Source organism: Ferrovibrio terrae (assembly GCF_007197755.1).
In the GTDB taxonomy this organism is placed as follows: Bacteria; Pseudomonadota; Alphaproteobacteria; order Ferrovibrionales; family Ferrovibrionaceae; genus Ferrovibrio; species Ferrovibrio terrae.
In genome coordinates, this window is the sequence record NZ_CP041636.1 from 1753028 (window position 1) to 1765045 (window position 12018).

Here is a 12018-nt window from a genome sequence, read left to right on the forward strand (position 1 = left end):
GCTAGATCGCGAAACTTTCAACCAATGCGCCATCCAGCCCGAAGCAGGCGACATTGAGCGGGCCACCGAAACCGGCGCCGCCATCGAGGCAGCAGGTGAAGGCATCGAGATGCGCACCCTCGCCACGCGGGTTGCCGCCGCTGACCACGCGGCGGAAGCCGGCATAGGGCTGGGTCAGGCCGCGGAAGGCCGGCGAACCCCACCAGAGATGATCAGACTGTGCGGTTAGTGCCACGGCGGGGTCGATGCCGGCATGCACGAACAGCAGTTCGTTGCCCGATGTATAGGCAGCGCGGCGGAAGCAGCCGAACAGATCGTCATGGCCCGGATGCTTGCGGATCGCAGCGCGGAGCGAGTTGGTCCAGCGGCTGATGCCCTGCGCGCCTTCACGCAGGACGCCGCGCGCCTGCTGCGGATCGACGCCATAGCCTTGCAGCATCGGCGTCAGGCCATGCTTCAGCATCCAGTCGAACACTTCGGCCGGGCCGGGCGCGAACTGGATCTGCAACAGCTTGCGCCACATTTCTTCCTGCGCGCCGCGCAGGTAGACGATGTCTTCCGGAATGGCGCCGGGCAGGCAGAGAAAGTCGCGGCGAAACGCCAGCAGTTCATTCAGCGTGGCAATGGTGTCGCTGCCATGGCCGATCATGTTGCCAAGATAGATCAGCCGGTCGCCAGGCAGCAGCCGGGCGGCAAGCTCATTATGCGCCTCGTGCAGTTTCCCGGTTTCGGAATGCGCGGCGGCAACAGCCCAGACGCGGCGCGCATGGCGCAGCACGGCAAAGGCTTCGGACGATGAGGGAGGGGTGGCGGGCGCAGCCCGGGCAGGAGCCCCGGAAGCAGACACGGGTGGTTTCGCTGCCGGGATCGGCGGCGGTACGAGGGTAGTGGCTGTGCTCAGAGGCGCGGACAAATCAATAACGAATCGGCCATATGAAAGCGGGTCCGGCAACCGATGCTACCGGACCCGCTGGATAATGCGAGCGAAAAGCCCTGTGATTTTTTCGCGTCTCGCGTGATTGCGAGAACAAATCAGAATCAAACGCCGAGAAGATCTCCTGCAAGTCTCCGGTCAGGGGACCTTGAGAATCTTCTCCAGTTTCTTGCCGGCGGAATCCTCGTCGATGCGTTCCACGGCGGCGAGTTCGCGCACCAGACGATCGAGCGCGGATTCATAGATCTGGCGCTCGGAATAGCTCTGGTCCGGCTGGCCGGCATTGCGATGCAGGTCGCGCACCACTTCGGCAATCGACACCGGATCGCCGGAGTTGATCTTTGCCTCGTATTCCTGGGCGCGGCGGCTCCACATGGCGCGCTTGACGCGAGCGCGGCCCTTCAGGGTTTCCAGCGCCGACTTCATCTTCTGCGGCGTGCTGAGCTTGCGGATGCCGACCGAGTTCACCTTGGTCAGCGGCACGCGCACGGTCATCTTGTCGCGCTCGAACTCCACCACCATCAGTTCCAGTTCGAAACCGGCGATCATCTGGCGCTCGATGCGCAGGATCTTGCCCACGCCATGGGTCGGGTAGACGACATGGTCGCCGGCGGCGAAATCGATCTTCACCTTGGCCGGCACGGGCTTGAGCTGGATCGGCTTGGTCGCCTGCGACTGCTTCGGCTCGGGCGCCGGTGGCTTCACCGGCTGCGGCAGCGGACGGGTCGGTGGCGCGGACACGGCGAGCGGACGGCCCGAGAAGGCCGGCTTCACCGGCGCGGCAGCCACCTTGGCGGCGATGCCCTTGCCGGCCGACTTGGCGGCAGGCTTCGTGGCAGCGGCAGCTTTGGCGGCCGGCGCGGCAGCAGGCTTGGCGGCGGGCTTCGCCGCAGCAGCGGGTTTCGCGGCAGCCACCGGCTTCGCCGCCGGCTTGACGGCGGGCTTTGCCACCGGCTTCGGGGTCGGCTTGGCAGCAGCTTTCGCGACCGGCTTGGCGGCAGCCGATTTCGCGGCCGGCTTCGCAGCGGCCTTCGGGGCCGGCTTCTTGGCCACGGTCGCGGGCTTCTTGCTCGCCGCCGCCTTGGCAGCCGGCTTCGACTTGGCCGGCGTCTTGGATTTTTTCACTGGGGCTTTCGTCACGGAACCACCCTCGCTTGGCATTTACGCATCAGAACGGCGGTCCGATCGGTCCGCCTTGTGAAATTGACCTGAACCAGGCCCGACCGAATAACCGCCTGCCCAGGTTCGCTAAGAACCTGCCGCAAAGGCGCTATAGTCGAAACCTGCGACGCGAACGCAACCGGGAGCTGCACATTGCCTCCCCTGCAGTCCAGCTGGCGTTCGACCGACCGCAAAGGATTGCAGGCCGGGGTTATTCAATCGTTATAAATCTACCACAAAAACCCGCCTGATGACAGACGGGAACGGCCCTTCTGGCGGCTCGGAAAGCGCGTGAAAGTAGAATCTTGTCGGATATCTGACGGATTTGGAGAAATCCGGCACGGATCGGGTGGCTTACTTGTTACCGTCGCCGGGGTTCGGGCTGAAATGCGTCTCGAACTTGCCCTCGACGCCCTTCCAGGCATCGGCATCGGCCGGCTGCTCGCCCTTGCGAGTGATATTGGGCCACTTGGCGGCATATTCCCGGTTCATCTCGACCCATTTCTCAGCTCGATTGTCTGTATCGGGCAGGATCGCCTCGGCCGGGCATTCCGGCTCGCAGACGCCGCAGTCGATGCATTCATCCGGATTGATGACCAGCATGTTCTCGCCGACATAGAAGCAGTCGACGGGACAGACCTCGACGCAATCCATGTATTTGCACTTGATGCACTGCTCGTTCACGACATAGGTCATGGCGGGAGTCCCGGGGTCGAAATGCTGGTCGATACTGAAACCGCCGTTGATATGGGGCGGCGGCGGGCGTTCGGGTAGCACAGGGCCTGATTACGGTCAATTATTCGTACACATATGATGACTGGTCAAACCCTATTTGATGTGGGGTGTGCGAAACGGCTGCGACACTGCGCCGCGAATCCACAGGCGCGGGCGGGAAATCATCAGGCGCGTGATCAGGGGATCACCTCGTAGCTCGCCTGCGCCTCAGAGGCGGGCCCGCGGCGTTCGGGCAGGTGCAGCACCTTCAGCACTTTCACGCCAGCCGGCAGCGGCAGGGTGATCACGTCACTGGCGCGCACCAGCGCATGCGGCTTGTCGACCACGCGGCCGTTGATGCGGATGCGGCCCTTGTTGGCCAGCTTCTGCGCGATCGCCCGCGTCTTGCAGAAGCGCGTCATCCACAACCATTTGTCGAGCCGCAGCGCCCCGGGAATATCATCATCGTCGTCACGCATGACGCAACTATATCGCCTTGCGCAAAGCTGGCTAGGCCGCCGTCGTCTCCGCCAGCCAGGTCATCACCTGCTGCAGCGCTTCGGGCCGCGCCGCGCCGTCTTCATCACGCGCCTTGCGATAGATCGCCACCTGCTGCGCCGCCGAGGTGCCGCGTGCGATGATGGTGCGGGCATGCAGAACTTCCGCGGTGCACCCCAGCGCCTCGGCATCCTCGGCCACCAGCTTCAGGATGTTTTCAATCACGTCGGCAAACGGGATGATGCGCTTCTCGTTGAAATCGATCATGCCTTCGGTGGTGCCGTAGCGCTGCGCACGCCAGCGGTTTTCCTCGATCAGCAGCCGGGTATGATTGCGCCAGATGCCGTTGATGTCCGGCTGGCGGATCAGTGCGCGGATCAGGCAGCGATACAGCGCGGCGATGCACAGCGTGTCTTCCAGATGGGTGCAGGAATCGCCGATGCGCAGTTCCAGCGTGGGATAACGCAAACTCGGCCGGATCGCCCACCAGACATGGCTGGAGTCTTCGATGGCGCCAGCCGAGACCAGCGTGTCGACGAAACTGTTGTAGTCGGCCAGGTTCATGAAGAAATCGGGAATGCCGGTGCGCGGCAGCTCGTCATAGGCGGCGAGGCGATAGCCCATCAGACCGGTCGGATATTTGCGCCAGAACGGCGACGACGTGCTGAGCGCCAGCAGCACCGGCAGGAAGGCGAGCATGCGATTCATGACGTCGATGCGCACATGCGGATTGGCGATCTCGACATGGATATGCATGCCGCACATCATATTGCGCCTGGCAAGGAATTTGAGGTCGTTGGCCAGCTTCTCGTAGCGCGGCTTTTCGGTTGGCGTTTGCTCGGACCATTCCGCCATCGGATGCGTGCCGGCGGCAAACACCTCGATGCCGAATTCGGCACCGGCGTCTTTCAATGCGCGACGATAGCGCCGCAGATGCTGGCGTGCTTCATCCAGCGAATGGCAGACCGGCGTCACCACCTCGATCTGCGACTGCAGCAGTTCGGGCGTCACCTGCGCGCCCAGCACGCCGGATGCACGGCGGGTGAAGCCCTCCGGTACTTTCGAGACGGCATTCTTGCCGTCGACCTCGGCCAGGAAATACTCTTCTTCGATGCCAAGCGTGTAATCCGATGTCATGCACTCTCCATTCAGGGCCGCATGACCAGCTGTGGCTGCGGCGGCAATGGAAAACGATGTGGCGGCGAAAAAACTCCCGCTGCACTGCGGCAATTACGGCAGGATTGTGGTGTTTTCGCTGGCGTGCGGCGGCCGCCCAGCCTTAAGGTTCCTGCCGATTACAGGGTGGGAACCAGAAACATGCCGCAGGTCAGTACAGCAGCGTCCGCGCGTCCCGTTGCTTTCCTGGCGCTCTGCGCCGCCTTCTTCCTCTCCGGTTTCGCCGCGCTGATCGATCAGATCGTCTGGCAGCGCATGCTCGGCCTGTTCGCCGGCTCCGATGCGGTGACGGCCGCGCTGGTGGTGGGCGCGTTCCTGCTCGGCCTCGGTCTCGGCAGCCTGGTTGCTGGCCTGGTTACCGACCGGCTCGGCATGCGCGCCGCCCTCATCGGCTTCGTGCTCTGCGAAATCGGCATCGGTGTGTTTGCGCTGTGCAGCCGCGTCTTCCTCTATGATTTCGTCGTGCAGGTGATCGGCCCGCTGGTGCCCAGTCGCTGGGGCATCTTCGCCGTCTGCTTCGCCGGCGTTCTGATTCCCACCGTACTGATGGGCGCATCGCTGCCGCTGCTGACCAAAGCCGCGATCAACTCGCTGGCCGATGCCGCCCCCCGCATCGGCTGGCTATACGGTCTCAACACGCTGGGTGCGGGGTTGGGTGCGCTGCTTGGTGGCTGGTGGCTGATCGGCACGCTGGGCTATGAGCACAGTTTGCAGGTCGCTGCGCTCTTCAATCTGATCGCTGCAGGTATCGGCCTGGTGCTGTGGCGCCGGGATGCCGCGCCGGCACTACAGCCCGCTGCAGCTGATGAAAAATATGCGCAGCCGGCCGGCAACTTCGGTTTCCCCACCTGGGCCATACTGGTCTTTGTCTCGGGCTTCGCCATCGTCGCGCTCGAAATCCTGTGGGTGCGCGTCGCCGGCGTGATCGCGCAATACACCGCCTACAGCTTCGCCACCATCCTCGGCACTTTCCTGCTGGCCGATGGCCTCGGCATGGTGCTCGGCGCGGTCTGGCTCAAGCGTCTGAAAGATACGCGCGCCGCCTTCTTCGCCGTGCAGGCGCTCGCCACGCTCTATGCGCTGGCCTCGATCTGGCTCGTCTATGCGCTGGCCGGCTCCGACTGGTGGGAAACGCTGCTCGCCACCGAAGTCACACGGCATTACGGCCTGTCGCTGGCGGCGGCCTTGCTGGTCACCGTGCTGCTGGTCGCGCCGCCCTCGCTGCTGCTCGGTATCTCTTTCCCGCTGGCACAGCAGGCGGTGCAGACCGATCTCAGCACCATCGGCTGGCGCGTGGCGGCCGTGCAGGTGGCGAATATCCTCGGCAACGCGGCCGGCAGCCTCGCCACCGGGCTGGTCGCGCTGCACTGGCTCGGCACGGCTGGCACGCTGAAACTGATCGCATTGCTGGCGGTGGCGCTGCTGCTGTTCTGGAGTCTGTCGGCCTGGCGCGAACGTCTGCCGTCGGCTGCCGGTATGGCGGGCGCGCTGGCGGGTGTGCTGGCCATCGTCGTGATCGCCTTTCCCGGCAACGCACAATTCTGGGCGCGCCTGCATCAGGCCGCCGAAGAGCACGAAATCCTGGTGGCCGAAGATCGCTCGGGGTTGGCGCTGTTCCGCCTCAACGAAGCCGGCGGTGCCAGTCCCTTCTTCATCCAGGGCTTCACGCAGTCGAAGTGGCCTTTCCTGATCGAACACGCCTTCCTCGGCGCCGTCGGTCCGCTGCTGCATGATGATCCGAAGGACGTGCTGGTGATCGGCTCGGGCAGTGGCGGCACGCCATTCGGCGCCGGTGTCAATCCCGCCACCGAACGCGTGCGCGTGGTCGAACTGGTCGGGCCGGTGTTCGATGTACTGCGAAAATTCGCCGCGCGTGAGCCGGACTCCGCCATCGCGGGCATTCTGCGCGACCCGCGCTATGAATTCGTGGTCGGCGACGGTCGCCGCGCGATCTTCGCCGCCGCGCGGAAATACGACGTGATCCAGGCCGATGCGATCCTGCCGGAATCGTCGCACAGCGGCCTGCTGTATTCACAGGAATTCATGCAGCTGGTGCTGGCCGCACTGGATGATGACGGCATCTATGTGCAATGGGGGCCGACGGCGCGCAGCGTGGCGACGTTTACGGCGGTCTTCCCGCATGTCGCGATGCTGCAGCCTTTCCCGGTGCTGATCGGTTCACGCCAGCCGGTGCAGCTCGATCATGCGCGTCTTGCCAAAGTATTCGGTTCGCCGGACACCCAGACGCATTTCGCCACCGCCGGCATCGACACGGCCTCGGCCAGCCGCCTGTTCCAGGATGCCATCCTGCGCGACCCGGTTTCATCGGGCGCAAGTGTGAAAGGGGCGGGGCTGATCAACATCGATCTGTTCCCGCGTGATGAATATTACATCAACAACCGCCTGCGCGCGGCGACGGTGACTCCGCAGGGTACTGGGGCGAAACCTGGTACCTGAGGGTATTTCGCGGGGGGTGGCTGGTTTCCGCGCCCTTGCCGCGATAGATTTGCATCTATGCCAGATCGACAGCGCACACTCATCCTCACCGGCGCCAGCCGTGGTATCGGTCATGCCACCGTGAAACGCTTCTCCGCCGCGGGCTGGAGGGTCTTCACCGTGTCGCGGCAGCCCTTCTCGGAACATTGCCCCTGGGAGGGCGGCGCCGAGAGCCATGTGCAGATGGATCTCAACGATATTTCCACCCTGCCGGCGACGATTGCCGATCTGAAAAAGCGCCTGCCCGACGGCAAGCTGGACGCCCTGGTCAACAATGCGGCGATCTCGCCCAAAGGCGCGGGCGGCTCGCGCATGGGCGTGCTGGACACCGATCTCGCGGCGCTGATGCATGTCTATAACGTCAACCTGTTCTCGGTGGCCCTGCTGGCCAAGGGCCTGTTCGACGAGCTGAAGGCGGCGCAGGGTTCGATCGTCAATGTCACCTCGATTGCCGGCAGTCGCGTGCATCCCTTCGCCGGCATGGCCTATGCCACCTCGAAGGCGGCGCTGGCCGCGCTGACCCGTGAAATGGCCTGGGAATTCGGGCCGCATGACGTGCGGGTGAATGCGATTGCCCCGGGCGAGATCGATACCTCCATCCTGTCGCCCGGCACCGACGAGATCGTGCGCCGCGATATCCCGATGCACCGTCTGGGCAAGCCGGAGGAGGTCGCTTCTACGATCTATTTCCTCTGTACACAGACTTCTTCCTATGTGAATGGCGCCGAAATCCACATCAACGGCGGCCAACACGTCTGAAATTACCCCCGAAGCCTTGTAGTTTCTGCTCAGGTGGATTAACTTGAAGCACATTCAGCTTGCGTGGTATTCCGCCCGCAGCTGAGGTGAGGGTGGAGACGATGCTCAAGGGCAAGCGAATCCTGCTGGTGGTGTCTGGCGGTATTGCCGCCTTCAAGGTGCCGGACCTGATCCGGCGCCTGGCCGAGCGCGGCGTGAGCGTGCGCTGTGCCATGACCAGGGCGGCCGAGCAGTTCGTCACCCCGCTGACGCTCGCCTCGCTGTCGGGCGAAAAGGTCTCCACCGATATCTTCTCGCTGACCGACGAAGCCGAGATGGGCCATATCGAGCTGTCGCGCGATGCCGATCTGGTCGTGGTCGCGCCGGCCACCGCCAATATCCTCGCCCGCATGGCGAACGGCCATGCCGATGATCTGGCGACGACCCTGCTGCTGGCCACCGACAAGCCGGTGCTGGTCGCGCCGGCGATGAATGTCCGCATGTGGTATCACCCGGCCACGCAACGCAATGTCGAACGGCTCAAGGCTGACGGCGTCGACTTCATCGGGCCGAACGAAGGCGAGATGGCCTGCGGCGAATACGGCCCCGGCCGCATGTCCGAACCGCTGGAGATCGTCGCCGCCATCGAGGCGCAGTTCGGCAAGCCGCTGCCGAAGCATCTGACGCTGGTGCAGTCGCGCCCCGCCCAAAAGGAGAGCGGCGCGGCCATCACGCCGCTCAAGCAGGATCTCAAAGGCCGCCGCGCCATCGTGACCTCCGGTCCGACGCATGAGCCGATAGATCCGGTGCGCTATATCGCCAATCGTTCGTCGGGCAAGCAGGGCCATGCGATTGCCGCAGCCTTGGCGGCGCGCGGCGCGGAGGTGACGCTGGTGACCGGGCCTGTCACGCTGCCCGATCCGCCGGGCGTCAGGACCGTGCATGTCGAAGCGGCGCGCGACATGTTCTCGGCCTGCTTCCTCGATCTTCCCGTCGATATTTTCGTGGCAGCCGCCGCCGTCGCCGACTGGCGTGTGGCGGTCGAGGCGCCGCAGAAGCTGAAAAAGTCCGGCGACCTGCCGCCGGTGCTGAAGCTGGCGGAGAACCCCGATATCCTGCGTGCGATCAGCACCACCGATGCCAAGCGACGGCCTGCTCTCGTCGTGGGATTTGCCGCCGAGACCGAAAATGTGGTCGCGCATGCGCAGAAGAAGCTCAGCAGCAAGGGCTGCGACTGGATTCTCGCCAATGACGTGTCGGAAGGCACACAGACCTTTGGCGGCGACAGCAATGCCGTGCATCTGGTGACGGCCAATGCGGTGGAAGACTGGCCGCGCATGAGCAAGACCGAAGTGGCCGCGCGGCTGGCCGAACGCATCGCCGCCGCCTTCAACGAAGACACAACGAAGAAAAATCTCAAGAAAGGTTCGTGATGACCCGTCCGGTTCCCCTGCATGTGCCGATCAAGCAGCTGCCGCATGGCGCCGACCTGCCGTTGCCGGCCTATGCCACGCAGGACGCCGCCGGTTTCGACCTGCTCGCCGCCGTCGCCGAACCGGTGACGCTGAAGCCCGGTGAACGCAAGCTGGTCCCGACCGGCCTGAGCATTGCCGTGCCGCCCGGTTTCGAGGCGCAAGTGCGCCCGCGCTCGGGCCTCGCACTGAAACAGGGCATTACCGTGCTCAATTCGCCCGGCACCATCGATGCCGATTATCGCGGCGAGGTAGGCGTGATCCTGATCAATCACGGCGATGCGCCCTTCACCATCAATCGTGGCGAACGCATCGCGCAGATGATTGTCGCCGCCTACAGCCGCGTGGAATGGGTGCCGGTCGCCGACCTGCCCGAGACCGCGCGCGGCACCGGCGGCTTTGGTTCTACCGGCGTTGCGACGCCCAAGACTGCAGCAGGAGACTGAGCCATGTTGAAGTGTACGCGGCGCACCATGCATGCGCTGGAGGCGGTGGTGGATATTGCGTTCCATGCGCGGCCTGAACCGGTCCAGTCAAAGGATATCGCCGAGCGGCAGAATGTGCCGCAGCGCTATCTCGAACAGGTGATGCAGCATCTGGTGCGCAATGGCGTGCTGAAGGGCGTGCGCGGCCCGCGCGGCGGCTACACGCTGGCGCGTGAACGTCGCCGCATCACGGTGGGCGAGGTGGTGCGCATCGTGTCGGAACTGGATGCCGATGGCGAGGAGGATTTCTCCGCCGGCTCCGAACTCGGCAAGCGCACGGTGCAGCCGATCTGGGAAGAATGCCAGGCCGCCATCCTGGCGCGTATCGACAAGATCACGCTCGACGACCTGTGCGCCCGTGCCGAGACCAGCGGTTTCGCGGCCCAGCTCGAAGGCGCCGACAATTTCGCCATCTGAATTTTTTATACCTCGTCATTCCCGCCCAGGAACGGTTCGTTGGCGGGCATCCCATTTTTAGAAAACGAAAGAATGGGATGCCGGATCAAGTCCGGTATGACGTAAGAAAGAGATCGGAGACGCCATGACCGAAGCCAAGAATCCGCATTTCAACCCGCCGCGCGGCAAAGTGTATGACTCGATCGTCGACACCATCGGGGCCACGCCGCTGGTGCGCATCAATCGTCTGGCGAAAGAGTCCGGCGCGCGCGCCGAGCTGCTGGCCAAGCTGGAATTCTTCAATCCGCTGAATTCGGTGAAGGATCGTATCGGCATTGCCATGATCGAGGCGATGGAGCAGGCCGGCAAGCTGAAGGCCGGCGCCACCATCGTCGAACCGACCTCGGGCAATACCGGCATCGCGCTCGCCTTCGTCGCCGCCGCCAAGGGCTATCGCCTGATCCTGGTGATGCCGGAAAGCATGTCGATGGAACGCCGCAAGATGCTGCGCTTCCTCGGCGCCGAACTTGAGCTGACGCCGCCGGGCTTGGGGATGAAGGGCGCGCTGGCGCGTGCCGATGAACTGCTGAAGGAAATTCCCGGCAGCGTGATGCCGCAGCAGTTCGAGAATCCGGCCAATCCGGACATTCATCGCAAAAGCACGGCGGAAGAAATCTGGGTCGATACGGCGGGCAAGGTCGATGTGGTCATCTCCGGCGTCGGCACCGGCGGCACGCTGACCGGCGTGGGCAGCGTGCTGAAATCGCGAAAACCGTCCGTGCGCATGATCGCGGTCGAGCCGGAAGACAGCCCGGTGATTTCCGGCGGCAAGGCCGGCCCGCACAAGATCCAGGGCATTGGCGCCGGCTTCATCCCGGGCAACCTGGATACCAGCCTGATCGACGAGATCGTCACCATCGGCAACGAAACCGCTTTCGAGACCTCGCGCCGCCTCGCGCGGCTGGAGGGCATTCCCGCCGGCATCTCGTCGGGCGCTGCGATCGCCGCCGGCCTTGAAGTCGCGGCGCGGCCGGGCATGGAAGGCAAGACGGTGGTGGTGATCATTCCGTCGTTTGCCGAACGCTATCTCTCCACGGCGCTGTTCGACGGTCTGTAATATCCGTGTTTGGCCCGGACGAACTGGAGCGCTATTCCCGGCATATCATTCTGCCGGAAATCGGCGGCGCGGGTCAGCAGACGCTGAAAAAAGCGCGCGTGCTGGTGATTGGCGCCGGCGGGCTGGGCTCGCCGCTGCTGCTCTATCTGGCGGCGGCCGGCATCGGCACCATCGGCATCGTCGATGACGACACGGTGTCGCTGTCGAATCTGCAACGCCAGGTGTTGCATGGCACCGAGGATATCGGCCGCAGGAAAACCGAAAGCGCCGCCGTCAGCATCGCTGGCCTCAACCCGCATGTACGCGTGGTCGAGCATACCGAGCGGCTGACGCCGGAGAATGCCGATGCACTGATCGGCGCCTATGACATCATCGCCGACGGCAGCGACAATTTCGACACGCGCTTCCTGGTCAATGACACCTGCCACAAGCTGAAGAAAACCCTGGTGACGGCGGCGATCCTGCGCTTTGACGGCCAGCTCTCCACCTTCAAGGCGTATCGGGGCGAACCGCATCCCTGCTATCGCTGCGTCTTCCCCGAACCGCCGCCGCCCGGCAGCGTGCCGGCCTGTTCCGAAGCCGGCGTGCTCGGCGCGCTCGGCGGCGTGATGGGCAGCCTGCAGGCGCTGGAGGTCGTGAAGGAACTGCTGGAGCTGGGCGACAGTCTGTCGGGTCGTCTGCTGCTGTATGATGCCTTGCGCGGCGATGTCCGCACCGTGCGATTGCGCCGCGACCCCCAGTGCCGCACCTGCGGCACAAAGTAGAGATCCAGTGCCGCACCTGCGGCAGTATCACGATCTAATCCTGCAGGGCTAAATCACCCGTCGTCGT

The 12018-nt window shown here is 64.2% G+C and carries 12 protein-coding genes; 7 read left to right on the forward strand and 5 right to left on the reverse strand.

The window, feature by feature from the left end; all coding sequences use genetic code 11:
* Position 1 precedes the first annotated feature (1 nt).
* From FNB15_RS08595 to FNB15_RS08615, 5 genes are all read right to left on the reverse strand, one after another.
* Positions 2–778 (reverse strand): hypothetical protein, encoded by a 777-nt coding sequence (locus FNB15_RS08595; protein WP_144068300.1) that lies wholly within the window; start codon positions 776–778, stop codon positions 2–4.
* Positions 779–1072: 294 nt separating this feature from the next.
* Complete coding sequence (locus FNB15_RS21525; RefSeq protein ID WP_425460316.1) at positions 1073–1558, reverse strand: CarD family transcriptional regulator; 486 nt, start codon at positions 1556–1558, stop codon at positions 1073–1075.
* 891 nt (positions 1559–2449) lie between these two features.
* A complete protein-coding gene (gene fdxA / locus FNB15_RS08605; protein WP_144068302.1) occupies positions 2450–2791 on the reverse strand; it encodes a ferredoxin FdxA in 342 nt (113 codons plus the stop codon).
* Positions 2792–3006: 215 nt separating this feature from the next.
* Positions 3007–3288 carry an RNA-binding S4 domain-containing protein gene (locus tag FNB15_RS08610; RefSeq protein WP_144068303.1) on the reverse strand — a complete coding sequence of 94 codons (282 nt, stop codon included), beginning with the start codon at positions 3286–3288 and terminating at the stop codon, positions 3007–3009.
* Between the two features lie 31 nt (positions 3289–3319).
* Positions 3320–4444: a carboxylate-amine ligase gene (locus tag FNB15_RS08615; protein WP_144068304.1), complete on the reverse strand. Its 1125-nt coding sequence runs from the start codon at positions 4442–4444 to the stop codon at positions 3320–3322.
* Positions 4445–4624: 180 nt separating this feature from the next.
* Here FNB15_RS08615 and FNB15_RS08620 point away from each other — a divergent pair, with 180 nt between their 5' ends.
* The 7 genes from FNB15_RS08620 (at position 4625) to FNB15_RS08650 (ending at position 11951) form a co-directional block, all read left to right on the forward strand.
* Entirely contained in the window at positions 4625–6940 is a 2316-nt protein-coding gene (locus FNB15_RS08620) for a fused MFS/spermidine synthase (RefSeq protein ID WP_185973782.1), read from the forward strand.
* 57 nt (positions 6941–6997) lie between these two features.
* Complete coding sequence (locus tag FNB15_RS08625) at positions 6998–7738, forward strand: SDR family NAD(P)-dependent oxidoreductase (protein WP_144068306.1); 741 nt, start codon at positions 6998–7000, stop codon at positions 7736–7738.
* A gap of 101 nt (positions 7739–7839) precedes the next feature.
* Entirely contained in the window at positions 7840–9150 is a 1311-nt protein-coding gene (locus FNB15_RS08630; protein ID WP_144258695.1) for a bifunctional phosphopantothenoylcysteine decarboxylase/phosphopantothenate synthase, read from the forward strand.
* Entirely contained in the window at positions 9150–9635 is a 486-nt protein-coding gene (gene dut / locus FNB15_RS08635) for a dUTP diphosphatase (RefSeq protein WP_144068307.1), read from the forward strand. Before FNB15_RS08630 ends, dut begins: the two co-directional genes overlap by 1 nt.
* A gap of 3 nt (positions 9636–9638) precedes the next feature.
* On the forward strand, positions 9639–10091 hold the full coding sequence (locus FNB15_RS08640; RefSeq protein WP_144068308.1) for an RrF2 family transcriptional regulator: 453 nt from the start codon (positions 9639–9641) through the stop codon (positions 10089–10091).
* Positions 10092–10215: 124 nt separating this feature from the next.
* Complete coding sequence (gene cysK, locus FNB15_RS08645) at positions 10216–11187, forward strand: cysteine synthase A (protein WP_144068309.1); 972 nt, start codon at positions 10216–10218, stop codon at positions 11185–11187.
* 5 nt (positions 11188–11192) lie between these two features.
* Entirely contained in the window at positions 11193–11951 is a 759-nt protein-coding gene (locus FNB15_RS08650; protein ID WP_144068310.1) for a HesA/MoeB/ThiF family protein, read from the forward strand.
* The last annotated feature ends 67 nt before the right edge of the window (positions 11952–12018 follow it).